Source organism: Ferrovibrio sp. GW821-FHT12E11, from assembly GCF_058806975.1.
The window spans coordinates 3339367-3365513 of sequence record NZ_JBXAQG010000001.1; the positions used below are offsets into that span (position 1 = coordinate 3339367).

The 26147-nt window shown below is 61.9% G+C and carries 26 protein-coding genes; 22 read left to right on the top strand and 4 right to left on the bottom strand.

Annotated elements, in window-relative coordinates; all coding sequences use genetic code 11:
* Window positions 1–29: 29 nt before the first annotated feature.
* The 4 genes from AC1ROT_RS16570 (at window position 30) to AC1ROT_RS16585 (ending at window position 3921) form a co-directional block, all read left to right on the top strand.
* On the top strand, window positions 30–983 hold the full coding sequence (locus tag AC1ROT_RS16570; RefSeq protein ID WP_492971459.1) for an ABC transporter permease: 954 nt from the start codon (window positions 30–32) through the stop codon (window positions 981–983).
* Window positions 984–986: 3 nt separating this feature from the next.
* Complete coding sequence (locus AC1ROT_RS16575) at window positions 987–1877, top strand: ABC transporter permease (protein ID WP_493000299.1); 891 nt, start codon at window positions 987–989, stop codon at window positions 1875–1877.
* Between the two features lie 140 nt (window positions 1878–2017).
* Window positions 2018–2935 (top strand): ABC transporter ATP-binding protein, encoded by a 918-nt coding sequence (locus tag AC1ROT_RS16580; RefSeq protein WP_492971457.1) that lies wholly within the window; start codon window positions 2018–2020, stop codon window positions 2933–2935.
* Window positions 2932–3921, top strand: coding sequence for an ABC transporter ATP-binding protein (locus AC1ROT_RS16585; protein ID WP_493000301.1), 990 nt, complete (start codon window positions 2932–2934; stop codon window positions 3919–3921). The genes AC1ROT_RS16580 and AC1ROT_RS16585 overlap by 4 nt, the downstream gene beginning before the upstream one ends.
* Here the strand turns inward: AC1ROT_RS16585 and AC1ROT_RS16590 are convergent, their stop codons facing one another.
* Entirely contained in the window at window positions 3922–4815 is an 894-nt protein-coding gene (locus AC1ROT_RS16590) for a LysR family transcriptional regulator (RefSeq protein WP_493000302.1), read from the bottom strand. It abuts the gene before it with no gap.
* A 102-nt stretch (window positions 4816–4917) separates the two neighbouring features.
* Here AC1ROT_RS16590 and AC1ROT_RS16595 point away from each other — a divergent pair, with 102 nt between their 5' ends.
* Both AC1ROT_RS16595 and AC1ROT_RS16600 read left to right on the top strand, forming a co-directional pair.
* Window positions 4918–5553 (top strand): glutathione S-transferase family protein, encoded by a 636-nt coding sequence (locus AC1ROT_RS16595; protein WP_493000304.1) that lies wholly within the window; start codon window positions 4918–4920, stop codon window positions 5551–5553.
* Window positions 5554–5571: 18 nt separating this feature from the next.
* Window positions 5572–6564, top strand: coding sequence for a pyridoxamine 5'-phosphate oxidase family protein (locus AC1ROT_RS16600; protein ID WP_493000306.1), 993 nt, complete (start codon window positions 5572–5574; stop codon window positions 6562–6564).
* Window positions 6565–6568: 4 nt separating this feature from the next.
* Here AC1ROT_RS16600 and pobA read toward each other — a convergent pair whose 3' ends face one another.
* On the bottom strand, window positions 6569–7744 hold the full coding sequence (gene pobA / locus AC1ROT_RS16605) for a 4-hydroxybenzoate 3-monooxygenase (RefSeq protein ID WP_493000308.1): 1176 nt from the start codon (window positions 7742–7744) through the stop codon (window positions 6569–6571).
* A 187-nt stretch (window positions 7745–7931) separates the two neighbouring features.
* On the opposite strand from pobA, the gene AC1ROT_RS16610 reads away from it, so the two are divergent.
* Both AC1ROT_RS16610 and AC1ROT_RS16615 read left to right on the top strand, forming a co-directional pair.
* Window positions 7932–8831, top strand: a complete 900-nt coding sequence (locus AC1ROT_RS16610) for a helix-turn-helix domain-containing protein (RefSeq protein ID WP_493000310.1) — start codon at window positions 7932–7934, stop codon at window positions 8829–8831.
* A 96-nt stretch (window positions 8832–8927) separates the two neighbouring features.
* Window positions 8928–10133, top strand: a complete 1206-nt coding sequence (locus AC1ROT_RS16615) for an acyl-CoA dehydrogenase family protein (RefSeq protein ID WP_493000312.1) — start codon at window positions 8928–8930, stop codon at window positions 10131–10133.
* A 3-nt stretch (window positions 10134–10136) separates the two neighbouring features.
* On the opposite strand, the gene atzD is transcribed toward AC1ROT_RS16615, so the two are convergent.
* Entirely contained in the window at window positions 10137–11234 is a 1098-nt protein-coding gene (atzD, locus tag AC1ROT_RS16620; protein ID WP_493000313.1) for a cyanuric acid amidohydrolase, read from the bottom strand.
* Between the two features lie 270 nt (window positions 11235–11504).
* Between atzD and AC1ROT_RS16625 the strand changes: the two genes are divergently transcribed.
* From AC1ROT_RS16625 to AC1ROT_RS16645, 5 genes are read left to right on the top strand one after another with little or no spacing between them, the layout of a single operon-like run.
* A complete protein-coding gene (locus AC1ROT_RS16625; RefSeq protein WP_493000315.1) occupies window positions 11505–11996 on the top strand; it encodes a VOC family protein in 492 nt (163 codons plus the stop codon).
* A gap of 16 nt (window positions 11997–12012) precedes the next feature.
* Complete coding sequence (locus AC1ROT_RS16630; protein WP_493000316.1) at window positions 12013–13020, top strand: ABC transporter substrate-binding protein; 1008 nt, start codon at window positions 12013–12015, stop codon at window positions 13018–13020.
* Complete coding sequence (locus tag AC1ROT_RS16635) at window positions 13020–13880, top strand: ABC transporter ATP-binding protein (RefSeq protein WP_492971446.1); 861 nt, start codon at window positions 13020–13022, stop codon at window positions 13878–13880. The genes AC1ROT_RS16630 and AC1ROT_RS16635 overlap by 1 nt, the downstream gene beginning before the upstream one ends.
* Window positions 13877–14644 (top strand): ABC transporter permease, encoded by a 768-nt coding sequence (locus AC1ROT_RS16640; protein WP_493000318.1) that lies wholly within the window; start codon window positions 13877–13879, stop codon window positions 14642–14644. The genes AC1ROT_RS16635 and AC1ROT_RS16640 overlap by 4 nt, the downstream gene beginning before the upstream one ends.
* 1 nt (window position 14645) lies before the next feature.
* On the top strand, window positions 14646–15860 hold the full coding sequence (locus tag AC1ROT_RS16645; protein ID WP_493000320.1) for an FAD-dependent oxidoreductase: 1215 nt from the start codon (window positions 14646–14648) through the stop codon (window positions 15858–15860).
* A 4-nt stretch (window positions 15861–15864) separates the two neighbouring features.
* On the opposite strand, the gene AC1ROT_RS16650 is transcribed toward AC1ROT_RS16645, so the two are convergent.
* Window positions 15865–17286, bottom strand: a complete 1422-nt coding sequence (locus AC1ROT_RS16650; RefSeq protein ID WP_493000322.1) for an amidase — start codon at window positions 17284–17286, stop codon at window positions 15865–15867.
* Between the two features lie 152 nt (window positions 17287–17438).
* On the opposite strand from AC1ROT_RS16650, the gene AC1ROT_RS16655 reads away from it, so the two are divergent.
* The 9 genes from AC1ROT_RS16655 to AC1ROT_RS16695 all read left to right on the top strand — a co-directional run bounded on the left by AC1ROT_RS16655 (window position 17439) and on the right by AC1ROT_RS16695 (window position 26122).
* Window positions 17439–18524, top strand: coding sequence for an aromatic ring-hydroxylating dioxygenase subunit alpha (locus AC1ROT_RS16655; RefSeq protein ID WP_493000323.1), 1086 nt, complete (start codon window positions 17439–17441; stop codon window positions 18522–18524).
* A 2-nt stretch (window positions 18525–18526) separates the two neighbouring features.
* Window positions 18527–19246 carry a GntR family transcriptional regulator gene (locus AC1ROT_RS16660; protein ID WP_493000325.1) on the top strand — a complete coding sequence of 240 codons (720 nt, stop codon included), beginning with the start codon at window positions 18527–18529 and terminating at the stop codon, window positions 19244–19246.
* A gap of 12 nt (window positions 19247–19258) precedes the next feature.
* Window positions 19259–20239, top strand: a complete 981-nt coding sequence (locus tag AC1ROT_RS16665) for a PDR/VanB family oxidoreductase (RefSeq protein WP_493000327.1) — start codon at window positions 19259–19261, stop codon at window positions 20237–20239.
* Window positions 20240–20392: 153 nt separating this feature from the next.
* Window positions 20393–21550, top strand: a complete 1158-nt coding sequence (locus tag AC1ROT_RS16670) for an ABC transporter substrate-binding protein (protein WP_493000329.1) — start codon at window positions 20393–20395, stop codon at window positions 21548–21550.
* 85 nt (window positions 21551–21635) lie between these two features.
* Window positions 21636–22496 (top strand): branched-chain amino acid ABC transporter permease, encoded by an 861-nt coding sequence (locus tag AC1ROT_RS16675; protein WP_493000331.1) that lies wholly within the window; start codon window positions 21636–21638, stop codon window positions 22494–22496.
* A gap of 9 nt (window positions 22497–22505) precedes the next feature.
* A complete protein-coding gene (locus tag AC1ROT_RS16680; RefSeq protein WP_493000333.1) occupies window positions 22506–23531 on the top strand; it encodes a branched-chain amino acid ABC transporter permease in 1026 nt (341 codons plus the stop codon).
* The gene (locus AC1ROT_RS16685) at window positions 23528–24283 is read left to right on the top strand and encodes an ABC transporter ATP-binding protein (protein WP_492971436.1); all 756 of its coding nucleotides are present in this window, start codon (window positions 23528–23530) and stop codon (window positions 24281–24283) included. Before AC1ROT_RS16680 ends, AC1ROT_RS16685 begins: the two co-directional genes overlap by 4 nt.
* Window positions 24276–24989, top strand: coding sequence for an ABC transporter ATP-binding protein (locus tag AC1ROT_RS16690; protein WP_493000335.1), 714 nt, complete (start codon window positions 24276–24278; stop codon window positions 24987–24989). The genes AC1ROT_RS16685 and AC1ROT_RS16690 overlap by 8 nt, the downstream gene beginning before the upstream one ends.
* A 23-nt stretch (window positions 24990–25012) precedes the next feature.
* The gene (locus AC1ROT_RS16695; protein ID WP_492971434.1) at window positions 25013–26122 is read left to right on the top strand and encodes a 5-methyltetrahydropteroyltriglutamate--homocysteine S-methyltransferase; all 1110 of its coding nucleotides are present in this window, start codon (window positions 25013–25015) and stop codon (window positions 26120–26122) included.
* Window positions 26123–26147: the final 25 nt, after the last annotated feature.

Genomic DNA, 26147 nt, shown 5'->3' on the forward strand with positions numbered 1-26147 from the left:
GCCTTTTCTATCTCAAAACCCGGCGCCCCATGCTTATCTATGCCCTCAAACGGCTGATTTATGTGCTGCCCGTTGCGTTCGGGGTCAGCCTCGTCTGCTTCATGCTCGTGCATATCACGCCGGGCGATCCGCTGACTGCGGTGATGCCGGTCGATGCATCTGCCGAATTACAGGCAGAGATGCGCAAGATTTATGGCTTCGACAAACCCTTACCCTTGCAATACGCAATCTGGCTCGGGAATGTCCTGACGGGCAACCTCGGCGTGTCGATTGCCAGCGGGCGGGCGGTGTTGACTGAGGTCATGCGGGCTGTTGGCAATACGTTGATGCTGGCTGCCGTGGCGACCTTGATCGGCTTTTTCTTCGGTTGCCTCTTCGGTTTTGTCGCCGGCTATTTCCGCGATTCGGTAGTGGATCGCATTGCTTCCTTCCTTTCGGTTCTCGGCGTCAGCGTGCCGCATTACTGGCTCGGTATGGTGCTGGTGATCTTCTTCTCGGTGCAGCTCAACTGGTTGCCGGCCACCGGCGCTGGGCCGGGTGGATCGGCCGACTGGCGTTGGGACTGGGCGCATATGCGCCACTTGATCCTGCCGGCCATCACCATGTCGGTGATTCCAATGGGCGTGATCGCGCGCACCATTCGGGCCCTGGTCGCGGAAATCCTGTCGCAGGAATTCATTCACGCCCTTGGTGCGAAAGGCCTGATGGATCGCGGGATATTCCGCCATGTGGTGAAGAACACCGCGCCGACTGCGCTGGCTGTGATGGGCTTGCAGCTGGGCTATCTGCTCGGCGGTTCGATTCTGATCGAGACCGTCTTCTCATGGCCGGGCACCGGCTTCCTGCTCAATCTGGCGATTTTCCAGCGTGACCTGCCTCTGCTACAGGGCACAATCCTGGTCCTGGCGATGTTCTTTGTCATGCTCAACCTGTTGGTCGACGTGCTGCAGACGGCGCTCGATCCGCGCATCCAGCGGGGCTGAGCAATGGCGGTTGGAACCTTTGACGATAAGGCCGTAGTTGCACCGATCCAGACTTCGGAAGGCTACTGGCGTGGTGTGATCCGGCGTCTCAGTCGTGACCCCGTTGCCATGATTGCACTGGCGCTCATTGTGGCGCTGGTTCTTATGGCGCTTTTCGCCCCCTATCTGGCACCGGCCGATCCGATCAAAGGTTCGATGCTGCGCCGTTTGCGTCCGGTCGGTACGCCCGGTTATCCGCTTGGCGCCGATGAGTTGGGCCGCGACATGCTGTCGCGCCTGATCTTTGGTGCGCGGCTGTCTTTGTTCATGGGCGTCACCCCGGTGCTGATGGCGTTTGTGATCGGCTCGAGTCTGGGCGTTTTTGCCGGCTATGTTGGTGGCAGGCTGAACACGGCCGTCATGCGTACGATCGATATCTTCTACGCTTTTCCTTCTGTACTGCTGGCTGTGGCGCTGTCGGGTGCGCTGGGTGCAGGCCTGACCAACGCATTGGTGTCGCTCACCATCGTGTTTATTCCGCCGATCACGCGCGTGGCGGAAAGCGTCACCACCCAGGTGCGTAATCGTGACTATGTCGAGGCGGCACGGGCCAGCGGTGCCGGCGGGCCGACCATCGTGCGGGTGCATGTGCTGGGCAATGTACTGAGTCCGATTTTTGTCTATGCCACCAGCCTGATCTCGGTTTCGATGATCCTGGCTTCAGGCCTCAGCTTCCTCGGGCTGGGCGTTCGGCCGCCGGAACCGGAATGGGGCCTGATGCTGAATACCCTGCGCACGGCGATCTATGTCAATCCGCTGGTTGCGGCATTGCCTGGCGTGATGATCTTCATTACCTCGATCTCCTTCAATCTGTTCTCTGATAGCCTGCGTTCTGCCATGGATGTGCGCGCATGACCGTGACGGATCAGGATTTAGCCATTGATCCGCGTGACCGTGGCGGCCCGCGACAGCCGCTGCTCACAGTCCGTGGACTGGTTAAGCATTTTCCCGCCGGAAAGGGTCTGCTGGGCCGAACCACAAGCGTGGTCCGTGCCGTGGATGATATCGATTTCGACCTGATCAAGGGCGAAACGCTGGGTATTGTCGGCGAGTCCGGGTGTGGTAAGTCGACTACGGCGCGATTGCTGATGCACCTGATCCAGCCGGATCGCGGCGACATCGTTTTTGATGGCGAGGCGGTTGGCCATGATCTGCCGCTGCCTGACTATCGCCGTCAGGTGCAGATGGTGTTTCAGGACAGTTATGCCTCGCTCAACCCGCGCCTGACCATCGAAGATTCGATTGCCTTCGCCCCGCAGGTACATGGCGTCTCGCGTCGCGAAGCAATCGGCCGGGCCCATGACCTGCTCGCCCGCGTCGGCCTGGAGCCGAATCGGTTTGCTGGTCGCTATCCGCATGAACTCTCGGGCGGTCAGCGTCAGCGCATCAACATTGCCCGCGCCCTGGCGCTGGAGCCGCGCCTGGTGATCCTGGACGAGGCCGTATCCGCGCTGGACAAATCGGTGGAAGCGCAGGTGCTGAACCTGCTGCTCGATCTGAAGGAAGAATTCGGACTGACCTATATCTTCATCTCACATGACCTCAATGTGGTGCGGTTTATCTCCGATCGCGTGATGGTGATGTATCTGGGCAAGGTGGCCGAAATCGGCGCTGCCAGCGATATTTTCGAACGGCCGGCGCATCCGTATAGCAGTGCGCTACTGTCCTCGATGCCGGCGATGGATCCGGATGCCCGTACCCTGGAAGCGCCGCTATACGGCGATCCCCCGAATCCGATCAATCCGCCGTCGGGTTGCCGTTTCCACACTCGCTGCACCCGCGCCGAAGCGGCCTGCAGTGTCGAAGTGCCGAAGCTTGCCATCACTGCTGCTGCCCAACAGGTATCGTGCCTGATGTACCAGCCGGGATCTGGCCATTCGGCATCCCCGCCGGCTCTGGAGGCCGCGCAATGAGTGAGACTGCCGTCCCGATGATCGATGTCCGCGATCTGAACGTCACCTTTACTGCCGGTCGCAAGCCTGTGCATGCCGTCAATGGCGTGACTTTCAGTGTTGCACGCGGCGAGGTGATGGCATTGCTGGGCGAGTCGGGTTCAGGCAAAAGCGTGACGCTCCGCTCGATCCTGAACATGCATCCGAAAAAGCGCACCAAAAGCAGCGGCGGCATTACGGTGGCCGGCCATGATGTAATGGCGCTCTCGGGGCGCGCCCTTGCCGACTATCGCGGCAAGACGGCCTCAATGATTTTCCAGGAACCGCTCTTGGCGCTGGATCCGGTTTATACCGTGGGCGCCCAGATTGTCGAAGCGATTCGCCGCCATGAACCGGTTTCGAATGCCGAGGCTTATGCCCGTGCTCTGGCGTTGTTGCAGAAGGTGCGCATCCCGTCGCCCGAGCGCCGGCTGCAGACCTTTCCTCATGAGATGTCGGGCGGCATGCGCCAGCGTGCGATGATCGCATTGGCACTTGCCTGCAATCCGCAGGTTTTGCTGGCCGATGAGCCGACGACAGCCCTGGATGCCACCGTGCAAATTCAGATCCTGCTGCTGTTGCGCGATTTGCAGCGCGAACTGGGCCTGTCGGTGATTCTGGTGACCCATGATATCGGTGTGGCGGTTGAAGTTGCGGATCGGGTCGCGGTGATGTATGCCGGCCGCATTGTTGAAGCCGGCAGCGTGCGCGATATCATCCGCAATCCGCGCCATCCTTATACGCAGGGCCTGCTGGCTTCGCGGGCGCATGACGCCATGTCCGGCGCCCGTCTGGATGCCATTCCGGGAGCGCCGCCGGATCTGGCCAACCTGCCGCCGGGTTGTTCGTTTGCGCCGCGCTGCAAATATGCTGCTGCAGCCTGCATGACTGCAACACCGGAGCCGGTGGCGGTTGGCGCCCAGCATATGGCGCGCTGCATCCGCATCAACGAGCTGGTTGCCGCCTGATCAGGCGGGTAGGCTTGCCAGTGCGGCCTGCAGGTGCGATGCCGCGAAGTCGATAAACCCGCGCACGCGGGCGTTGGGCCGTCGGCTCTCTCGATGCACCAGATGCACGGGTATCGGCGGCAGTTCGTGACCCGCGAGGATGATCTGCAGCGCGCCCGAGAGCACATGCGGCGCGATCATGTAGGACAGCACCCGCGTGATGCCCTTGTCGGCAAGGGCTGCGGCGATGCCCACGTCGGCGGAATTGACGATCATCCGGCTGTGTGGCGTCATGGCCTCATCGCGGAAGATCCAGGGTTGCGGCGCCAATGTATTGGAGAACTGCATGACGCTGTGGCCATGTAGGTCTTCGGGCGTTTTCGGCAGGCCATGCTCAGCCAGATATCGGGGCGAGGCGCAGACAACACGCCGTACGGTGCCGACGCGCACGGCATTCAGCGATGAATCCGCCAGATGGGCGATGCGTACGGCGACGTCGAAGCCTTCGTCGATGATGTCCACCACACGGTCGACGAAGAGGGTGCGCACGGTCACTTCGGGATAGGCATCCAGGAATTTCAGCACCACGGGCGCCACATGGATACGGCCGAACATCACGGAGGCCGTCAGGTTCAGGGTGCCGCGTGGCTGGCCATGCAGGCCGGCGGCCGAAGCCTCGGCCTCGTCCAGCTCGGTGAGGATGCGCTTGCAGTCGGTGAGGAAGGTGGCGCCGGCCTCAGTCAACCGCACGACACGCGTGGTCCGGTGCAGCAGGCGCGTGCCGATCCGATCCTCCAGCGTGGCGATGGCGCGGGTAACCGCGGGGGCGGAGAGGCCGAGCTGCCGCGCAGCCGTGGCGAAATTCTGCGCTTCCGCCACGGCGACAAAGGCGCGCATGCTGTCCAGCCGGTCCATGGCTATTATTTCATAATATGAAATAGTGACTTGTCAATTACGGTTATTAATTAAATCCAGGGCAAGAGCATATTGAGCGGCATGTATCTTGAGGATTTTGCCATGACCGCTCCTGCTTCGACCCTCCGCCTGCACCGCTTTGCCCTGTCCGGCCATGCCCATCGCGTAGAGCTTTTTCTCTCTTTGCTCGGCCTGCCGGCTGAACTGATCGATGTGGATCTGAGGGGCGGTGAGCATAAGACGGCGGGTTTTCTCGCACGCAATGCCTTCGGCCAGGTGCCGGTGCTGGAGGATGGCGATGTGACGATCTCCGACAGCACGGCGATCCTGGTCTACCTGGCCAAGACCTATGACAAGACGGGCACCTGGCTGCCGCAGGGTGCCGTACAGGCCGCGCATGTGCAGCGCTGGCTTTCGGTCGCATCCGGCCAGCTGGCGTCGGGTCCGGCGGCGGCGCGCATGGTGACGCTGTTCGGCGCCAATTTCGACCATGAGCGCACCAAGCAGATCGCGGCGCAGCTCTATGCAGTGATGGACGCGCATCTGGCCCAGCAGTCCTGGCTGGCTGGCAATGCGCCGACCATCGCCGATGTGGCGCTGTATTCCTACACCGCGCATGCGCCCGAGGGTGGCGTGTCGCTGGAGCCGTATCCGCAGATCCGCGCCTGGCTCGGCCGCATCGAGGCCCTCCCCGGTTTCGTCGGTATGCCGCGCAGCGCCGTTCCGGCGGCTGCGTAAGCAAGAAGGGAGGCTGTCATGGCCGTAATGAATCCGAATGAGGGACTGCCGGGTTGGTCGCAGGGCTCGCCCTGGCATGCGGGTGAGCAGGCGCTGCAGGCGCGCGCTGGTGTGCGCGAGCGCATGGAAATGGCCGGCCGCAAGGTGCTGCGGGAATTCATGCCGGAGCAGCATCGCGAATTCTTCACTCAGCTGCCGACCCTGGTCGTCGGCAGCCTGGATGAGGCGCGCCGACCCTGGGCTTCCATCCTGGTCGGCCGGCCCGGCTTCATCGGCTCGCCCGATCCACGCTTGCTGACCGTGGCGGCTGCCCCGTTGCCGGGCGATCCGCTGGCGCAGAACCTGGTGAAGAATGCACCGCTTGGCCTGCTGGGCATCCAGCCGGAAACGCGGCGGCGCAACCGCGCCAATGGTCGCGTGCTTTCGGTCGATAGCGGCGGCTTCGTGCTGCAGGTGAACCAGAGCTTCGGCAACTGCCCACAATATATTCAGGCACGGCAGCCTTTCTTCATGGACACCCTGGAGCTGGCGCCGGAGGCCACTGAGGAGCGGGGGCAGCTATCGGATCGCGCCACGGCACTGATCCGCCAGTCGGATACCTTCTTCATCGCCACGGCGGCGGCCGGTGCGGATGGCATCGATCCCGTGCATGGCGTCGATGTATCCCATCGCGGCGGACGTCCCGGTTTTGTCAAGGTCACGGAAGAGGACGGTCATACCGTGCTGACCGTGCCGGATTTCAGTGGCAACAATTTCTTCAACACGCTGGGCAATATCGCGGCCAATCCGCGTGCCGGCCTGCTGTTCGTCGATTTTTCCGCCGGCCATGTGCTGACGGTGACCGGCAGTGCCGCCGTGGTCTGGGATGCGCCGGAGGTGGCGGCATTCGACGGTGCTTTGCGACTGATGCGCTTCACCATCGAGCGTGGCCTGTGGCTGAACGAGGTGCTGCCGTTGCGCTGGTCGGCGCCGGCCTATGCACCGCAGCTGGTCCATACGGGCGTTTGGTAACAGATCACTCGAACGGAAGGCCGACGTAATTCTCGGCCAGGCTGGTCTTAGCGGCGCGTGACGAGACGACATAGTCCAACTCGGCAAGCTGGACCTGATTTTCGAAATCGCTGCGTTCGTCAAAGCGATGCAGCAATGAGGTCATCCACCAGGAAAACCGCTGCGCCTTCCAGACCCGTCGCATACACAAGTCGGAATAGCCATCCAGCAGTTCGCTGCCTTTGCGGCCGTAATGGGATTCTAGGGCGCGCGACAGATAGCGCACATCCGCCACGGCAAGGTTCATGCCCTTGGCGCCTGTGGGTGGTACGATATGTGCGGAATCGCCGGCCAGGAACAGCCGGCCATGGCGCATCGGCCCGGCGACAAAGCTGCGCATCGGCGTCACGCCCTTTTGAATGATCGGCCCTTCTTCCAGCTTCAGGTTGTCTTCACCGGCCAGCCGGATATGCAATTCCTCCCAGATGCGATCATCGGGCCAGTTGGCGATATCCTCATCTGGCTGACACTGCAGGTACAGTCGGGTGATCTCGGGCGAGCGCATGCTGAACAGTGCAAAACCACGGTCATGCTGGTTGTAGATCAGTTCCTCCTGCACGGGCTTTGAACGCGCCAGGATGCCGAGCCAGCCAAAGGGGTAGACGCGTTCGTAGATCTTCAGCACATCTGCCGGTATGGCGGGACGGCAGATGCCGTGGAAACCGTCGCAGCCGGCAATGAAATCGCAATCCAGGCTTTGAGCCGTGCCGTCTTTGTTGCGCCAGGTGATGCGCGGCTTGTCGCTGGCAATGTCATGGACGGCGACGTCGCTGACCTCGAATGCGATCTTGCCGCCATCGGCCAGCCGCTGGGCGATCACATCCTTCACCACTTCATGCTGGCCGTAGACCATGACGGCCTTGCCGGTGAGGTCAACGAAATCGATATGATGGTTGCGGCCGCGGAACCGCAGCGTTGTGCCGTGGTGCAGCAGGCCCTCTCTGTTCATGCGCGCGCCAAGGCCGGTATCGTTCAGCACGTCGACGGTGCCCTGCTCCAGCACACCGGCCCGAATGCGGCCTTCGACGTAAGCGCGATCCCGCGCTTCCAGGATCACGGACTCGATGCCGGCCAGATGCAGCAGATGGGAGAGCAGGAGTCCGGCCGGACCGGCTCCGATAATCCCGACTTGGGTACGCATGGGTGTCTTTCCTCCCGGCCTCATCCTGTGCCTGCCGCCTTGCGCCGGCAATTTGCGCAGGACCATGGCTTGCGCATGCCGGAAGTGAAATGGACGCAGCGGCGCTTATCTTGTACTTTTCCGCAAAGCGGATAGCATTCTAACCTGCCGGAACGAGTGTATGTCGTGATGCAAAGAAGAAAGATAAATGTCTGAAATTATTCCAAGATTCTTTCTATATGGAGAAGCGGACAAAGAGGCGGAGCTGCATTTCCTGCATGTCGAAACCATTGCTGCCCGCAGTCTCTTGCACGATTGGCATATCGCGCCCCATCGCCATTCGAACCTGTTCCAGCTGCTGCTGGCTGTCGGCGGCGGCGGTGAATTGCGCGCCGACAGCCTGATCCAGGATTTCAACGCGCCCACCCTGGTCACCGTGCCGCCCGGGGTGGTGCATGGTTATCGCTTCCGGCCCGGCACCGAGGGCTGGGTGGTGACGCTTTCGGACAGCTTTGCCGACGATATTCTCGGCCCCCGGGGCCGAAGCACCTTGGCTGCGGGAATGACCGAAACGGCGTTGCTGCCCCTGGGAACAGGGACAGCCGAAGCCGCCCGCCTGCAGGACAATTTCTCCGCCATTGCCGAAGAGTTCCGCTGGAATGCACTCGGTCAGATGGATGCTATTGCCGCTCATCTCCGCCTTGTCTTTGTGACCCTGGCCCGCTTAAAGCAGGCCGATCGCGAGAGCGCCCTGACGCAGGATGCCGATGCGGGCCTGTTTGCCCGGTTTCGCATGCTGGTCGAGGCGCATTATCGCGATCACCGACCGGTCAGCCTATATGCTGCGGATCTGGCTGTTACGGAGAAGCGTCTTACGGCAGCCTGCCGCCGGGTTGCCGCCAAGGCGCCACTCGATGTGATCCATGCCCGACTGCTGATCGAGGCCAAGCGCAACCTGCTTTATACGTCGATGAATGTCGCCGAAGCCGGCTATGCTCTTGGTTTCCGGGACCCGGCCTATTTCTCACGTTTTTTCACCCGACGTACCGGCATGGCGCCACGTCAATTCAAGATGAGCGGTGCGCAGGTACCGGCAAATGCCGATTGACGCTGCGGCAGGGCCGCCACGCTGTCCGCGGCCGCAGCTTGCGCAGGGAATTGCCTGATATAATCTGGGCTAAAGACGATCCGGGAGGCAAGGGACATGGACCTGAATTTCACGGCCGAAGAGCTGGCGTTCCGCGATGAGGTCCGCGCCTTCATCAAAAAGAATTTCGACGCAGAGATGCAGGCGGCCATGGTCCGGACGCGTACCGGCTATATCGCCAAGCATCTGCATATCCGCTGGCAGAAGGCGCTGAACGAAAAAGGCTGGCTGGCGCCGAACTGGCCGGTTGAGTATGGCGGGCCAGGCTGGACCCCGACCCAGCGTTATATCTACGAGCAGGAAATGAGCACGGCAGGTGCGCCGATCACGGTGCCCTTTGGCCCGCGCATGCTGGCGCCGGTGATCATGAAATTCGGCACTGAGGCCCAGAAGAAGAAGTACCTGCCCGATATCCTGGCCAGCAATGTCTGGTGGTGTCAGGGCTACTCTGAACCGGGTGCAGGATCGGACCTTGCCGGCCTGCAGATGAAGGCTGAGGACAAGGGAGATCATTTCCTCTGCAATGGCAGCAAGATCTGGACCTCGGAAGCGCAGCATGCCGACATGATCTTCTGCCTGGTGCGGACGGCGCAAACCAAGAAGCCGCAGGAGGGAATCTCGTTCCTGCTGATCGATATGAAGTCGCCGGGTGTCACGGTTACACCGATCATCACCATCGATGAGTCGACCCCCGGTATGCAGGAAGTCAATCAGGTCTTCTTCGATGACGTTAAGGTGCCGAAGGATAATCTGATCGGTGAACTGAACCAGGGCTGGACCTGCGCCAAGTACCTGCTGGAGTTCGAGCGCGGCAATGCCTATTCGGGCCATCTGAAGCGCCATCTGTCGCATCTGCGCAAGATCGCCAAGGCGGAGCAGAAGCAGGGACAGCCGCTGGCCGCCGATCCGGATTTCGCGGCCAAACTGGCCGATGCCGAAATGAGCATCATGGCCATGGAAATGCTGGAACTGCGGGTTCTGGGCGGCACCAAGAGCGGTCAGAATCTGGGCGCGGCTTCATCGATGCTGAAAACCCGGGGGACCGAGCTGCAGCAGCTGGTCAGCGATCTTTCGGCCGAAGCGATCGGTTATTACGCCGCGCCATACTCGCCACTGTTCGAAGGATCGAATACGCCGGTGATCGGGCCGGATTACGCCGATGGCGTTGCCGCCCGCTACCTGAACCAGCGCAAGGTGACGATCTATGCCGGTTCGAACGAGATTCAGCGCAATATCATGTCCAAGCTGATCCTCGGTCTTTGAGGGTCAGGTCTTTGCGATGATGGCGATCAGGCCGCCACCATCGGGTCCCTGATGTTCGGCGCCGCCGGAAACAAAAATCCGGCCATCGCCCAGCATGCCGGCGACAAGACCGCCAACCGCGCCGCGGATATGGCGTTGGGCGTTGATGTCGGTATCGTCCAGCATGGTATGGCGGTTGCCGCGGATCAGGCCGCGGCGATCCGGTTCGCATTTGACCAGCACACCGTGAATGCGGGCGGCATCGGCGGCTGAAACCTGCGGTGTCGCTGTAATTCCCAGATCGTTGAGCACGGCTGCAATGCCGGCGATATCCAGAGCATCCCGCATGGGCCGATGCGCGATCTGCAGGTCGCCGCCCCAGCCCGGAGCATTGCCCAGGACGATCACCTCGTTGCAGTCGACTTCGACGCCCGAGGAAATGCTGGCGCGATCCGACTGCACGGCATAGTCAGTGAACATCGCCGCTTCAGTGACCTGTTCCGGGGCGGCATCGCCGAGCGCCAGCGCAACGCCAAAGGCACCGGCAACGCGGGCATAGGCCATCGACCGACCGGAATCGGCAGTCAGAACACTGGCGCCGCGCGCAGCGGCATCCTGGGCGCGGGCCACCGTCACACAGGGTGCCTTCACCTGGACGAAATGCACATCGGCCGGGTTATCGATGCCGGCGTCCTGCATGGCCTGGCGCACGGTATCTGCAATCGCTTCCACATGGGCTATGCGGCCGATGGCTTCGGGCGGCGTCTTGCTGCTGAAAGCCACGCCGATGGCCAGACGCTTGTCGGTAGCGTTCGTCTTTTCATCTGTGCGGCTGAACACCATGTAATGCGGCGACAATACACCTTCGGTGCCACCGGAAAGGATGCAGGGCACGGTTCTGACGATGTCCTCGCGCGTCCGGCCGGTGCGCTCGGTCATAAGCGCAGAGAAGGCCATTGTGAAATAGCCGCGGGTGAAATCGTTCACGCCGCCATTGCCTTCGGTCTTGCCGATCACGGCCACGATCTCGTCGGCTCGTAATTGCCCGCTGTCGAGCAATGCCGCCAGTGCCGACACATCTCCCGGATGGCTCATGGTAAGACGGTGGACAAAGGCCTGCATGGAATACTCCGTGGAACAGAGGTCGTGCGTAGCAAGATGCATTCCGCGCCTGCGGAGGGGTAGTCAGGCCCCTTGAGACCTTCGATCGCCTAAATAATGGGCGCAGGTTGCTGCCCACTTGGGCGGCCTGCAACCTCGGTCATGGCAGGGTTTCCCGGTAAAGCTGCGGGCTGTCGAGTCGTGCCCCGATTATCCAACGATCTCAATCAAACAGGCGCTGGCACATTGTATGCACAGTTACATGCGCAGACATACAAGCGCAGCGGAGCCATGACGGCACTCATCACAGGCCTGTTTCACGTAGCAATCAAGACGGCGGATCTGGCCAGGACGCGCTGGTTCTATTGTGACGTGCTCGGACTGTCAGAAGTGGCGCGGCCGGATTTCGGCTATCCCGGCGCCTGGATTGCAGTGCCAACACCTGTAGGCGAGGCGATCATCCATATCTACGCCGGAGGCCCGGCCCTCGGCCCTGAAGGTAAGGCGCCGTCGGGCACGGCTGCCATCGATCATATCTCGCTGACGGCGGTCGGGTATCACGACTTCATCGCGCGTTTCCGCGACCATCGCCTCGATTGGCGCGAATTTCTCGTCCCCAACACCACCTACTGGCAGCTTTTCGTCTACGACCCGAGCGGCGTGCAACTCGAACTCACCTTCGATGGCCGTGCCGAACAGGGGCCGTTGCCCGATATGTCCGCCGAACGCCGCTATATCGCGGGCACCAGCTTTTTTGCACCAGCTCAATTCGCACTTGCCTGATCCTGAGGAGGGACCCATGACCATCCGTTTCTTCCGTGCCGCCATGCTGGCCGGCGCTGCCGTTTTCGCCCTTGCTGCCAGTCCGGCAGTCGAAGCCGCCGATAAGGTCAAGGTTGGCGTCTTCCCGGTATCTTCGGCGCTGCCGTATTTCGTCGCCGTCGAGCGCGGCTACTTCAAGGAACAGAATATCGACGCCGAGATGGTCAAGCTGATGGGTGCGCCGCCGATCGTGCAGGGCATGCTAACCAATGACCTCGATGCCGGCGCCAATCTCGTCACTGTCGACGGCATGAATGCCAACACCAAGAAGGAGGGATTGGTCTATTACATGTCCCTCTATGGCCAGAACAAGTTCGCCCAGATGGAGCAGTTCGTGGCCAAGACCGGCCTCGACGCCAAGACGGTGAAGGACATCAAGGGCACGGGCGCGCCGAAAAAGATCATGTCGGCGCCGGGCGCGGGCAATATGGCCATGGCGCGCGCCGTGCTGGGCGCGGTTGGCATGAAGGAAGGCGCCGACTACACGCTGACCGAACTGGCGATGAACCTGCATGCCGATGCTATGAAGGCCGGCACCTTCGATTACGGCTATACGCTCGAGCCCAATGCCAGTGTGATGAACAGCATGGGTGCGGCGCGTACGGTGGAAGCCGGCGTGGTGTCGAAATACATCATCGGCCGGGAAGAGGCCTATGCCTATATGGCCGGTGGCGCCATCACCGGAAAGTTCATGAAGGAGCGCCCCGATGTGGCCAAGCGCTTTTCGGCAGCTTGGCGCAAGGCGCTGAAGGATATCGAACAGGATCCGACGACCCGCGAATTGCTGAAGGGCAATACCTTCACTCCGCCGGAGCTGGCGATGACCATTCCGATGCCGCGCATGCTGATGGTCGACCAACTGTCGGCCCAGGACAAGAAAGACTTCCAGAAGGTGATCGATTTCACCATCCAGAGCGGCGTGATCAAGGATCCGGTCGAGACAGGAAAATATCTGGTGGTGCTGGATAAGAAGGCCACCAGCTGATGCTCTCACGCGCCCGTTCGGCGATGCGTCTGGTCAAGGGAGTGCCGGTTGCAGAACCGGCCTCCTTGGCTCAGCCGGTGGAAAAATCCTATCGCTGGTTTCCGCCCGGCACGCATATCACCGTGCGTGGCCTGTCCAAGCAGTTTCAGGGCAGCCCCCTATACGACAAGTTCGATCTCGACCTGCCGCGCGGCAAGGTGGTCTCGGTCTTCGGCCCGAACGGTTGCGGCAAGAGTACGATCATCAACATGATCGCCGGCCTTCTGCCGATGGACAGCGGCGAAGTTCTGTTCGATGGCAAGACGATCGACGAAACCCGCATCGGTTATGTGTTCCAGAATTATCGCGAAGCGCTGTTTCCCTGGCTGCGCGCCATCGACAATATCCACTACCCGCTCAAGCTGATGGGACTGAGCAAAAGGGAGCGGACGGAACGGGTCGATAAGCTGCTCAGCCGCTTCCAGGTCAAGATCGATTTCAACCGCTATCCCTACGAACTCTCGGGCGGCCAGCAGCAGACCGTATCGATCATGCGATCTCTGGTGATGGAGCCGGAAGTCCTGTTCCTCGACGAGCCATTCTCGGCGCTCGATTACGAAATGACGCTGTTCATGCGCGACCAGATGCAGAAGGCTTTCATGGAGACGAACACCACCATGGTGATCGTTAGTCATGACCTGGAAGAGGCCGTCTATCTGGCGGATTATGTGCTGCTGCTGACGCGCCGCCCCACCCGGATTGCGGATTTTGTCGAAGTACCACTGCCGCGCCCGCGTTCAGCCGAAACCCTCTCCGACCCGAAATTCGTCGCGATCAAAAGTCATTGTCTGGAAATCTTCCGGCGGGAGGCCAAGCTGTGAGTGTCTGGTCGTCGGTCTTTGGTCGCCTACGTCCGGTGCTGGGCGTCGTGCTGCTGATTTTGGTGTGGTGGATAGCGACGCTGCTTGAGATCGCTGATCCCGTTCTGCTGCCACCCCCGCAGAAGGCTTTCAAGGCCTTGGTCGATGGTCTGGTCGGCGGCCCTCTGTTGCTGGATTTTGCCCAGACCATCTATCGCACGGTGCTGTCCTTCCTGATCGCTTCGGCCATTGCCATCCCGCTCGGCGTCATGCTCGGTGCCGCAGAAAAGCTGTATCGCTCGGTCGAGTTCGTCATCGATTTCTTCCGCTCGACCCCGGCCTCGGCCGTGTTTCCGCTGTTCCTTGTGCTGTTCGGGGTTGGTGACAAGACCAAGATTGCGGTGGCGGCTTTCGGTGCCTCGCTGGTGATCCTGTTCAATGTCGCCTATGGCGTGATGAATGCCCGCAAGACCCGGGTGCTGGCGGCCAAGGTGATGGGCGCCAACCGGCTGCAGGTTCTGACCGATGTCTATTTCTGGGAATCGTTGCCGCAGACCTTTATCGGCATGCGCAACGGCATCTCGCTGTCGCTGGTCATCATCGTGGTGGCGGAGATGTTCATCGGCTCCAGCGATGGCATCGGTCATCGCCTGATCGAGGCGCAGATGCTGTTCGAGATGCCGACCATGTATGCGGCGATCTTTGCCGCCGGCGCGCTCGGCTATGGCATGAACTGGATTTTTCTGACGATCGAGAAAACCTTCGTGCATTGGGGCGGCAAGTAACATGAAGAACGGCCGTACGCGTATCGTTATCGTTGGTTCGGGTGTTGCCGGCAGCATCCTCGCTTATGGCCTGCGCCACCTCCCCGATGTCGAGGTGATTTGCCTGGAGCGCGCCAGTGCGAACGATCATGCCGATGCCGGAACGGGGCTGAATGTCGGCCCGAACGCGATCAAGGCACTGCGCAGCTTCCTGCCCGAGCTGGCCGATCTGCTCGTGGCCTCCAGCCTGCCCTGGTCCAGCTGGCGCATTTCGCTCACCGACGGGCAGGAGCTGATGAACCTGCCGCTGTCGGATGTGGCCGACAATCCGGGTATCCGTATCCGCTGGTCGCAGCTCTATGCCCTGTTGCGTCAGCCGGTGCAGCAGCAGGTGCGTTTCAACACGGAAGTCCTGAGCATGCGCTACGCCCGGTCCGGCGAAACCGGGCCTATCGTGGTGGAAGTTGCCGACCAGACGACCGGCGAGGAAAGCATCCTCGACGGTATCGATCTGCTGGTGGCGGGCGATGGCCGTTATTCCCGTGTGCGGGAAACATTCCTGGGTAAGCCGCGGCCACATTTCCTCGGCGTCTGTATCTATCGTCTGCTGATCGAACAGGCTCAGCCCGACCTGGTCGATGATTACGAACAGTGGTTCAACGGCCCCAATCGCCTGCTGGCCTTCCGTGTGCCGGGCAACGCCACTTACATTTCCGGATCTTTCCCGATCCTGCCGGAGGAGGATGTGCCGGCGGAAGCCAAGCGCGCCGATGTGCTGCGCAGCCTGTATACGCCGCCAGGCGTCAAGCCCAGCCGGCAATGCGAATTTCTGATCGACGCGATCTGCAGCCATATGAGCGAGATTCACTGGGCCAGGCTGCAGGAGGCCGCGCCGATTTTCTGCGATCCGAATTACCGCATTCTGCTTCTGGGCGATGCGGCGCATCCGATGGTGCCGACGCTGGGGCAGGGCGCCACCCAGGCTATCGAGGATGCCTGTGTTGCCGTGGCCGAGCTGCGTGCGGCCTTCACCGGCCCGGCGCCCAGTGTGGCGGCCGTGCTGGAAAAGATCGAACAGCGCCGTCAGGCACGCGTGGAATTCGTGATCGATTTCTCCCGCGATGCCACCGATACGATGCTGGCGGGGGCCGATCCGGTTTCCGGCAGCCTGAAGAAGACCCGGCCGGACTTCCGCGCCAAGCTGGCGAAACTGTATCGCGACGTTCCGGCCGCCTGAGCGGTCAGGGGAAAAGTGGCGGCCAGCGCATCATGTCCGGCGCGACTGCTTCATAGCGTCGGCCAAGAGCCAGAAGCGCCGCATCACTGCCAAAACCGCCAATCAACTGGAAGCCGATGGGCAGACCCTGCGCGTCGGGTGCCGCCGGCAGCGACAGACCCGGCAGGCCGGCCAGATTGACCCAGCCGGTGTATACCGCATGGCCGCGCGGGCCTGCGGTTTTGCCGTCGATCTGCTCGGGATAGACCTTGGTCTTGTCCCAGGGCTGCGCCGCGGTGGCGGGCGTCAGGATCGCGTCGTAATCGGCAAAGAAGCCGGCCAGTTGCCGCCGTAGTTCGACAGCATGGTTGAGCGCAGCGAGATAGGCGCTGCCATCGATGGCCTTGCCGGTTTCATACATCCCCAGCAGTGCCGGCGAGATCTTCTCTGGACCACCCAGACGATCGACGATCATCGCCAGACCGGTCGGCATCAATACGGCAAGGCTGGCTGTGGCGGCCTCGATATCGAAGGGCAGGGTGCCAGCCACGACCTCGCAGCCCATGCGCCGGAGCTGCTCGGCTGCACCGTCGACCGAGGCGAGGATGGCCGGCTCGACGGGATTGGTGCCGAAACGCGGGACATACAGAATGCGGCGTGGCTGTGTGGTCGCCTGTGTTTCGGCCGTTGTGACCGCCGCTGTAAAGGCGAGGGAATGACGGTCGCGCGGATCGGGCGCCGACAGCAGACCAAGGGTTGTCGCCACATCATCGACGGTGCGGCCGAAAAGGCCAACAACCTCCAGGTCGTTGTAGATTTCGGGGAAGCCGCCGCTGCGGGCGACCCGGCCGATGCTGGGTTTCAGGCCCACCAGTCCGGTATGGCCGGCCGGCCGCCGCGTCGAGCCGCCGCCGTCGGTACCCAGCGCAATCGGACCGAGGCCCGCGGCAACAGCCGAGACCGCGCCGCCGCTGGAGCCGCCGGGCGTGAGATCGGCATTCCAGGGATTGCCGGTGGCGCCGAAGAGGAGGTTGCAGGTGTAACCCTGCACCGTGAATTCCGGCACATTGGTCTTGCCCAGCAGTACCGCGCCCGCGGCACGCAGACGCGCAACCGGCAGTTCGTCTTCCACCGGCAGATTGTTCTCCAGCAGCCGGCTGCCCCAGGTGGCCGGCAGGCCGCCGACAATCAGGCTGTCCTTGATCGATGCGGGTACGCCATCCATGGGGCCGAACGGCTGTCCGCTCTTGTGGCGCGCGGCACTGGCCCTGGCGGCGCGCAGGGCCCCCTCGGCATCAACATGCACAAAGGCGTTCAGTGTGGGATTGAGGGCTGCAATCCGGTCGAGTACAGCCTGCGTCACATCGACGGGTGACAGCATGCCGGTCCGATAGGCGGCCTGCAGTTCGGCGGCGCTCAGGCGCCAGGGTTGGTCGATGGTCGGCATCTGTATCCTGAATACGGCTTTGCCGTTTCCCCGGCAATTCTTTCGCTGAATGTATCCCGTAATGACAATAATATTAGAACAATAGGTGAAAATTTGTTCAATTTATCCACTTGCTGTATACAGGATGGAAGAATTGAGGAGGAGACGTCGGAATGGCCAGCACTCAGCCTTTCACGATGGATGCCGGCAGCCAGCCCTGGCCACGCAATGCGTGGTATGCGGCGGCCTGGGATCACGAGATCAAGCGCAGCCTGTTTCCGCGCACCATCTGCGGTCAGGCGCTGGTGTTGTACCGCCAGCCCGATGATCGTCTGGTCGCGCTGGAAGATGCCTGCTGGCATCGCCTGCTGCCATTGTCGAAGGGCCATCTGCAACCCGATGGCAGCCTGGTCTGCGGCTATCACGGCCTTGTCTACGATGCGCGTGGGCGCTGCACCCATATGCCGTCGCAGGAGACCATCAATCCCTCGGCCTGTGTGCGCAGCTATCCGGTGCTCGAGAAGCACCGCTTCGTGTGGATCTGGATGGGCGATCCAGCGCTCGCCGATCCGGCCCTGGTGCCTGACCTGCACTGGAACCACGATCCGGCCTGGGCCGGCGATGGCGAACTGATCCAGGTGGCCTGCGATTACCGCCTCGTGGTCGATAACCTGATGGATCTGACGCATGAGACCTTCGTGCATGGCTCCAGCATCGGCAACCGCGCTGTTGCGGAAGCGCCTTTCGATGTCACCCATGGCGAACGCTTCGCCACGGTCACCCGCTGGATGCGCGATATCGAGGCACCGCCTTTCTGGGCGCGGCAACTGGGCAAGCCCGGCCGGGTCGATCGCTGGCAGATCATCCGCTTCGAGGCGCCTTGCACGGTGGTGATTGATGTCGGGGTAGCCCCCGCCGGTAGCGGCGCGCCCGAGGGGGATCGCAGCCACGGCGTCAATGGGCAGGTGCTGAATGCCATCACGCCGGAAACCGCCACCACCTGTCATTACTTCTGGGCCTTTGCCCGTAACTACCGGCTCAGTGAGCAGAACCTGACCACGGAATTGCGCCAAGGCGTTGCGGGCATCTTCCGCGAAGACGAGATCATCCTGGAAGCGCAGCAGAAAGCCATCAATGCCAATCCTGGCCGGTTGTTCTACAACCTGAATATCGATGCCGGCTCGATGTGGGCGCGCCGCAAGATCGATCATATGATCGCCGCCGAACAAGCGCGGATTTTTTCAGCGGCGGCGGAATAAAGATGTCGCAGTCCCTCAAGACGATCCTGTCTTTGCGCGAACTGATCCTCAGTGGCGAACTGAAGCCGGGCGAGCGGCTGTCGGAACTTGCGGTGGTCGACCGGCTCGGCGTATCGCGCACGCCGGTGCGCACCGCGCTGGTGCGACTGGAAGAAGAGGGTCTCTTGGAAATGCTGCCATCCGGCGGCTACATGGTGCGGCATTTTTCCGAGGCCGATATTTTCGACGCCATCGAAATGCGTGGCACTCTGGAGGGGCTGGCGGCGCGACTGGCGGCGGAACGCGGTCCCAGTCCGGGACAGATGGGCGAAATCAGGGGCTGCCTGCGCAAGCTGGACGGTCTGGTACAGGGTGAGCATGGCGGGGATACCTTCTCTGACTATGTCGAGTTGAACGAGCGATTTCATCAGCTGCTTATCCACCTGTCGGGCAGCCGGGTGGTGGCACGCCAGATCGAGCGTGCATCGGCCCTGCCATTTGCCTCGCCCAGTGCCTTTGTCGAGGTGCAGGCCGTGTTGCCGGAGTCGCGCGCTATTCTGCTGGTAGCCCAGGAACAGCATCGCAGCGTGGTGGAAGCTATCGAGCGCCGCGAAGGTACGCGCGCCGAGGCGTTGATGCGCGAACATTCGCGTGTCGCCCACCGCAATCTTGTCGTTGCTCTGGAGCATCAGACAGTGCGGGACATGGTGCCTGGCATGGCGCTGATCCGTCAAAACGCCTGATACGGACCCGCCATGCAGATATCAAACGCCTGGATTAATGCCGAATTGGCCGCGACGCAGGACCTGAGTCCGACAATTCGCCTGTTCGAGATCGTACCGCAGAATGGTCCGGCCGTGGCTTACGAGCCTGGCAGTCATATCAATATCGCGGTTGAGATCAACGGCCGTCAGGATGTGCGGTCTTATTCGTTGGTCGGGCTGCCGGACCGGCGTTGCTATCGTATCGCGGTGAAGAAAGTCGATTCCAGCCGCGGCGGATCGGCAGCACTGCATAACCTGTTGCCGGGTGCGAAGCTGAAGATCGCCCCGCCGCGCAATCATTTCCCGCTGCAGTTCGATGCGCCGCGATACCTACTGATCGCTGGCGGCATCGGTATCACACCGCTGACCGGTATGGCGCAGGCTCTGGTGCAGCGCGGAGCCGACGTCCGCCTGCTCTATGCCGCCCGCAGTCGTAACGAACTGGCATTCTCGACCGAATTGCAGATTCAGTTGGGCGATCGGCTGCAGGTGTTCGTCTCCGATGAAGGCCAGCGCCTCGACCTGATGGCGACCCTGGCTGACGTACCGGCCGATACCGATATCTATTTCTGCGGACCGGCGCGGTTGCTGGCCGGTCTGCGCGTGGCATGGACGTCGCTCGGCCGCCCGCTTGCGGCTTTGCGGTTCGAGACGTTCGGCAGTGGCGGCCTGCAGGCCAGCGAAAGTTTCTGGGTGAAAGTGCCGCGACTGGGCCTGGAAATCACTGTGCCGCAGGACCAGTCGATGCTCGATGCATTGGAGGCCGCTGGCGTCGAGGTGATGTCGGAATGCCGCCGCGGCGAGTGCGGTTTGTGTGCAGTGGATGTCGTTGCTGTGGAAGGTATGCTCGACCATCGCGACGTTTTCCTGAGCGAAACCCAGAAACAGGAGAATCATCGGGTCTGTGCCTGCGTCTCTCGTGCGGTTCAGGGCGGCGTGGTTATCGACACGGCCTGGCGTGCCGATCAGTGATGCAGGTGGCTCATGGGTTCTGAAGTAAAATGATTCTAGATTCCACTTGCATCTTTTGGGCGTTTCGCCAAAGTCCGTGACAAGTGTTGGACAGGTGTACTCGTGTGCGAATACCGAACGAGGCATCAAAAAAATAAAAACCGGAGGAAACCAATGAACCGCAGACATCTTCTTGCCGCTGTTGCCACCACGGCGCTCGGCGTTTTCGCCTCCGCTGGCGCCTATGCGCAGCAGACGGTCAAGATCGGCCTGATCCTGCCGATGAGCGGGCCTTTCGCCTCGACCGGTCGTCAGATCGAAGGCATGGCCAAACTCTACATGGCCCAGAACGGCGATACGGTTGCCGGCAAGAAGGTGGAGCTGATCGTCAAGGACGATACCGGCGTCGCCGATGTTACCAAGCGCATCGCGCAGGAACTGGTGGTCAACGAGAAGGTCACCGTGCTGGCCGGCTTCGGTCTCACCCCGCTGGCGCTGGCCACGGCGCCGATTGCCACCCAGGCCAAGATTCCGACCATCGTGATGGCTGCCGCCACGCAGATGATCACGGCCCAGTCGCCCTATATCGTGCGCACCGGCTTCACCCTGCCGCAGGTTACCGCGCCGCTGGCCGACTGGGCCGCGAAGAACGGCATCAAGAAGGTGGTCACGCTGGTTGCCGATTACGGCCCGGGTCTCGATGCCGAAAAGGCCTTCAAGGAAGGCTTTACCAAGGCCGGCGGCGAAGTGCTGGCTGAGTTGCGCGTGCCGATGGCCAATCCGGAATTTGCGCCCTTCCTGCAGCGCGCCAAGGATGCCAAGCCGGATGCGCTCTTCGTCTTCGTTCCCTCGGGCATCGGCTCGGCCGTGATGAAGCAGTTCGCAGAGCGTGAGCTCGCCAAGGACGGTATCCGGCTGATCGGCACCGGCGACGTGACGGATGACGACATCCTGAACGGCATGGGCGATGCGGCGCTGGGCGTTGTCACCTCCTTCCATTATTCGGCGGCGCATAATTCGCCGGAAAACAAGGCGGTGGTCGAAGGCATGAAGAAGGCCACCGGCCTTCGCGCCAACTTCCATGGCGTTGGCGGTTATGACGGCATGCACCTGATCTACCAGGCGCTGAAGAAGACCAATGGCGACACCGACGGCACCAAGCTGCTGGAAGCCATGAAGGGCCAGAGCTGGACCAGCCCGCGCGGTCCGGTCACCATTGATCCGGAAACGCGCGATGTGACCCAGACGGTCTATATCCGCAAGGTCGAGAAGGTGAATGGCGAACTCTACAACGTCGAATTCGCAAACATTCCGAACATCAAGGCCCGCTGAGCGAACCTGCCTGACGTAACAGCGGCCGGCGGCTCATCCCGCCGGCCGTTTTTCGAAAGAGACCTCCTCTAAAAAAGAGATCGGTGTGCTTACAATTCTCTTCGACGGCTTTGCCTATGGCATGGTGCTGTTCGTGCTGGCCTGCGGCCTGTCGGTGACGCTGGGCCTGATGAACTTCATCAACCTTGCCCATGGCGCTTTCGCCATGGCTGGCGGCTATCTCACCGTCGTGCTGATGAATCGTTTCGGAGTTTCCTTCTTTCTCTGCATTCCTGCCGGCTTCCTGGTATCTGCGGCGCTTGGCGCTGTGCTGGAGCGGACGCTCTATGCCCGCCTCTATACGAAGAGCCATCTCGACCAGGTTCTGTTTTCCATCGGCCTGGTGTTCATGGCGGTTTCCGCGATCGACTATTTCATGGGCGCACAGCAGCAGTTGATCACCCTGCCGCCGTCCCTGCGTGGCCGCATCGATTTCTTCGGCGTGAATTTTGGCGTTTATCGCTTGTTTGTCATCGCCATCTGTCTGGTTCTGGCGATTGCCCTGCAGTTGATCCTGTCCTGTACCCGCTTCGGCAGCCAGCTGCGCGCCGCCGTGGACGATGCCCGCGTCGCCCGCGGCCTGGGGATCAATGTGAATCTCATCTTCACCTTTACCTTTGCTTTCGGCTCCGGCCTTGCCGGACTGGGTGGTGTGCTGGGCGCCGAGATCCTCGGCATGGACCCGACATTCCCGCTGAAATTCATGATCTATTTCCTGGTGGTGATCAGTGTCGGCGGCACCACCACGCTGACCGGTCCGCTGCTGGCCTCGATTCTGCTCGGCATCGCCGATGTGGCCGGCAAGTATTATGTGCCCACCGTGGGCAGCTTCATCATCTACACGATCATGGTGGTTGTGCTGATCGTGCGGCCGCAGGGCCTGTTCGGCCGTGCCAATGCGCGCTGAGGCCCTGTAATGTCCGCTCTGCTGTCTTACTTCAGACCCGACACCGCCACGGCAACCGGCGTCCTGCTGGCGCCGGCGCGCTGGCGCCTGCTGGAAATCCTGTTCTGGTTTGTTGCGGTCAGTCTGTTTTGGCTGGCCCCCAGCAAGGTGCTGCTGCTGAACGAGATCGCCATCCTTGCGCTGTTCGTGCTGTCGCTCGATCTGATCCTGGGCTATGCGGGCATCGTCTCTCTCGGCCACGGCGCTTTTTTCGGCCTGGGCGCCTATGTTGCCGGGCTGCTGGGCAAGCATGGCTTCACCGATCCCATCGCCGGGCTGTTCGTAGCCGGTATTGCGGCCGGCCTGCTCGGGTTTGTCACCAGCTTCCTGCTGCTGCGCGGTTCGGATCTCACCAAGCTGATGGTCACGCTGGGCGTGGCGCTGATCCTGCGCGAACTGGCCAACAAGTTCAGCAGCATCACCGGCGGCGCCGACGGCCTCACCGGCGTGACCATGGGCCCGGTGCTGGGCCTGTTCGAGTTCGACATCTTCGGCAAGACGGCCTACGGCTACAGCCTCGCCGTGCTGTTCATTCTGTTCTACATCGCGCGCCGGCTGGTGAATTCGCCCTTCGGCCTGCTGCTGCGCGCCATCAAGGGCAATAACCTGCGCACCGGCGCGATGGGCGTGCCGACCAACCTGCGGCTGGTGACCATCTACACCATCGCCGCTGTCTATGCGGGTATCGCCGGCGCATTGCTGGCGCAGACCTCGCAGTTCGTCTCGCTCGATGTTCTCGATTTCCACCGCTCCGCCGACGCCATGCTCATTCTCGTGCTGGGCGGCAGCGGCCAGTTGTGGGGCGCTGTTATCGGTTCGATCATCTTCAAGTTCATGTATGACTTCCTGGCCGCCATCACGCCGCAATACTGGCAGTTCTGGCTCGGCCTTGTACTGGTCGCCGTCGTGCTGTTCGGCAAGGGTGGCATCCTCGGCTTCGTGCAGTCCGGCCGCGAATGGGTGTCGGCCCGGTTCGGGAAAGGCGGCGCAAAATGAGCGCCGTCCTCGAAACCCAGGCTCTGCGAAAGGCTTTCGGCGGCCTGGTCGCCACCAATGATGTCAGCTTCTCGCTGCCGGCCGGGGCGCGCCATGCGCTCATCGGCCCGAATGGCGCCGGCAAGACCACGTTTGTGAACCTGCTCACCGGCGTGTTGCAGCCCACCTCGGGCCGCGTCCTGCTGCAAGGCGAAGACATCACCGCACTGCCGCCCTACAAGCGGGTCAAACGCGGCCTGGCGCGGACCTTCCAGATCAACCAGCTGTTCGCCGATCTCACGCCGCTGCAGCATATCGTGCTGGCAATCGCCGAGCGCGAGGGTGCCGCAACCGGCTGGTGGCGCCCGGTCGGGCAGCGCCGTGATCTGGTCGACGAGGCGGAAGCCCTCCTGCTGCAACTGAACCTGATCGATGTGCGTGACCAGCGCACCGAGACGATCGCCTATGGCAAGCAGCGCCTGCTGGAAATCGCCGTGGCGCTGGCGGCCAAACCGGCCGTGCTGCTGCTGGATGAACCCGCTGCCGGCGTGCCGGAAACCGAGCGGCACCAGATTCTCGATGTCATCGCGGCACTGCCGGCCGCGGTCTCGCTGGTGCTGATCGAGCATGACATGCAGCTGGTGTTCCGCTTCGCCAAAACGATCTCGGTTCTGGTGAATGGCGGTCTTTTCGTGGAAGGTCCGGCCGCCGAGATCGCCCGCGACCCGCGCGTCAAGAAAGTCTACCTCGGCGAGGAGCTGGTCGATGTCTGAGCTTCTGGTGGTCGAGGACCTGCGCGCCGGCTATGGCGAAGCCATCGTGCTGGATGGCGTTACGTTCAGCCTGGCAGCCGGCCAGTCGCTGGCGTTGCTGGGTCGCAACGGCGCCGGCAAGACCACGCTGATCAACACGTTGGTCGGCGCCACCCGTTACCGCGGCGGTCGCATCGGTCTGGGCGGTCAGGATATCACCAGCCTGCGCTCGGATCGCCGTGCCGTCGCCGGCCTGGGCTGGGTGCCGCAGGAGCGCAATATCTTTCGCTCGCTGACAGTGGAGGAAAACCTCACCGCGGTGGCGCGACCGGGGCCCTGGGGCATGGATCGCGTCTTCGAGATGTTTCCGCGCCTGGCCGAGCGCCGCCGCAATATGGGCAACCAGCTCTCAGGCGGCGAACAGCAGATGCTGGCCGTCGGCCGCGCCCTGATGCTGAACCCGAAGCTGGTTCTGCTGGACGAGCCGCTGGAAGGCCTGGCGCCGATCATCGTCGAGGAACTGCTGGCGGCCCTGCGCCGCATCACACGGGAAGAGGGGCTGTCGGCGATCATCGTCGAACAGAATGCCAAGAAACTGCTGGCCATCACCGACCGCGTGGTGGTGCTGGAGCGTGGCCGCATCGTGCATGCCGCCGACAGCGCCGAATTGCGGGCCGATCCGGCGCGGCTTGAGGGCTGGCTCTCGGTATCCGATACTGCCCATTGAGTTCATTGAAGAGGGAGAGAAACATGCAACGCCAGAAGCCGCCGTTCCGTGCCGACCATGTCGGCAGCCTGCTGCGCCCGCAGGAACTGAAGGAAGCCCGTGCCCAGCGCAAGGACGGCAAGATCAGCGCCGACCAGCTCAAAGCGGTCGAGGACAAGGCCATCGAGCAGGTCATTAAAAAACAGCAGGATGTCGGCCTGCAGAGCATCACCGACGGCGAATTCCGCCGCTCCTGGTGGCATTTCGACTTCCTCGGTGGTCTGGATGGCGTGGAGTATTACACCTCGGCCGAGAAGGGCATCCAGTTCTCCGGCGTGCAGACGCGTGCCGAAGGTGTGCGGGTCACCGGCAAGATCGGCTATTCCGGCCATCCGATGGTCGATCACTTCAAGTTCCTTAAGGCGCATGCCAAGGCGACGCCGAAGATGACCATCCCGTCGCCCAGCGTGCTGCATTTCCGCAGTGGCCGGAACGCCATCAGCAAGGACATCTACCCGAACCTGGATGATTTCTTCAAAGACCTCGGTCAGGCCTACAAGAAGGCCGTCCAGGATTTCGCCGCGGCCGGCTGCCGCTACCTGCAGCTCGATGAAACCAACCTGGCCTATCTCTGCGATCCGGAACAGATCGAGCTGTCGCGCCAGCGCGGCGACGATCCGGAAAGCCTGCCGATGAAATACGCCGAGATGATCAATACGGCCATCGCCGACCGGCCGGCCGACATGCAGATCACCATGCATCTCTGCCGTGGCAATTTCCGCTCCACCTTCATTTCCAAGGGTGGCTACGAGCCGGTGGCCGAAGTGCTGCTCGACAAGATCAAGGTCAATGGCTACTTCATGGAATATGACAACGAGCGGTCGGGCGGCTTCGAGCCCCTGCGCTTCCTGCCCAAGGGTGACAAGCAGGTCATCCTTGGCCTGGTCACCTCCAAGACCGGTCAGTTGGAGACCAAGGACAACATCCGGAAGCGTATCGAGCTGGCGACCAAATATGCCGACCTCAACCAGCTCTGCCTGAGCCCGCAATGCGGCTTTGCCAGCACCGAAGAGGGCAATGTGCTGGCCGAAGAGGAGCAGTGGGCCAAGTTGCGCATGATCGTCGAGCTCGCCGAGGAAGTCTGGGGCAAGTAATCTCGGCATCCTGCAGTAAAAAACC

Coding starts and splice junctions, on each gene's coding strand:
- AC1ROT_RS16610 (WP_493000310.1), top strand. CDS start 7,932: ATGTCTGAAATTATTCCAAGATTCTTTCTATATGGAGAAGCGGACAAA.
- AC1ROT_RS16670 (WP_493000329.1), top strand. CDS start 20,393: ATGAACCGCAGACATCTTCTTGCCGCTGTTGCCACCACGGCGCTCGGC.
- AC1ROT_RS16665 (WP_493000327.1), top strand. CDS start 19,259: ATGCAGATATCAAACGCCTGGATTAATGCCGAATTGGCCGCGACGCAG.
- AC1ROT_RS16655 (WP_493000323.1), top strand. CDS start 17,439: ATGGCCAGCACTCAGCCTTTCACGATGGATGCCGGCAGCCAGCCCTGG.
- AC1ROT_RS16650 (WP_493000322.1), bottom strand. CDS start 17,286: ATGCCGACCATCGACCAACCCTGGCGCCTGAGCGCCGCCGAACTGCAG.
- AC1ROT_RS16600 (WP_493000306.1), top strand. CDS start 5,572: ATGGCCGTAATGAATCCGAATGAGGGACTGCCGGGTTGGTCGCAGGGC.
- AC1ROT_RS16625 (WP_493000315.1), top strand. CDS start 11,505: ATGACGGCACTCATCACAGGCCTGTTTCACGTAGCAATCAAGACGGCG.
- AC1ROT_RS16575 (WP_493000299.1), top strand. CDS start 987: ATGGCGGTTGGAACCTTTGACGATAAGGCCGTAGTTGCACCGATCCAG.
- AC1ROT_RS16685 (WP_492971436.1), top strand. CDS start 23,528: ATGAGCGCCGTCCTCGAAACCCAGGCTCTGCGAAAGGCTTTCGGCGGC.
- AC1ROT_RS16585 (WP_493000301.1), top strand. CDS start 2,932: ATGAGTGAGACTGCCGTCCCGATGATCGATGTCCGCGATCTGAACGTC.
- AC1ROT_RS16635 (WP_492971446.1), top strand. CDS start 13,020: ATGCTCTCACGCGCCCGTTCGGCGATGCGTCTGGTCAAGGGAGTGCCG.
- atzD (WP_493000313.1), bottom strand. CDS start 11,234: ATGCAGGCCTTTGTCCACCGTCTTACCATGAGCCATCCGGGAGATGTG.
- AC1ROT_RS16590 (WP_493000302.1), bottom strand. CDS start 4,815: ATGGACCGGCTGGACAGCATGCGCGCCTTTGTCGCCGTGGCGGAAGCG.
- AC1ROT_RS16680 (WP_493000333.1), top strand. CDS start 22,506: ATGTCCGCTCTGCTGTCTTACTTCAGACCCGACACCGCCACGGCAACC.
- AC1ROT_RS16615 (WP_493000312.1), top strand. CDS start 8,928: ATGGACCTGAATTTCACGGCCGAAGAGCTGGCGTTCCGCGATGAGGTC.
- AC1ROT_RS16660 (WP_493000325.1), top strand. CDS start 18,527: ATGTCGCAGTCCCTCAAGACGATCCTGTCTTTGCGCGAACTGATCCTC.
- AC1ROT_RS16595 (WP_493000304.1), top strand. CDS start 4,918: ATGACCGCTCCTGCTTCGACCCTCCGCCTGCACCGCTTTGCCCTGTCC.
- AC1ROT_RS16645 (WP_493000320.1), top strand. CDS start 14,646: ATGAAGAACGGCCGTACGCGTATCGTTATCGTTGGTTCGGGTGTTGCC.
- AC1ROT_RS16570 (WP_492971459.1), top strand. CDS start 30: ATGCTTATCTATGCCCTCAAACGGCTGATTTATGTGCTGCCCGTTGCG.
- AC1ROT_RS16630 (WP_493000316.1), top strand. CDS start 12,013: ATGACCATCCGTTTCTTCCGTGCCGCCATGCTGGCCGGCGCTGCCGTT.
- pobA (WP_493000308.1), bottom strand. CDS start 7,744: ATGCGTACCCAAGTCGGGATTATCGGAGCCGGTCCGGCCGGACTCCTG.
- AC1ROT_RS16695 (WP_492971434.1), top strand. CDS start 25,013: ATGCAACGCCAGAAGCCGCCGTTCCGTGCCGACCATGTCGGCAGCCTG.
- AC1ROT_RS16690 (WP_493000335.1), top strand. CDS start 24,276: ATGTCTGAGCTTCTGGTGGTCGAGGACCTGCGCGCCGGCTATGGCGAA.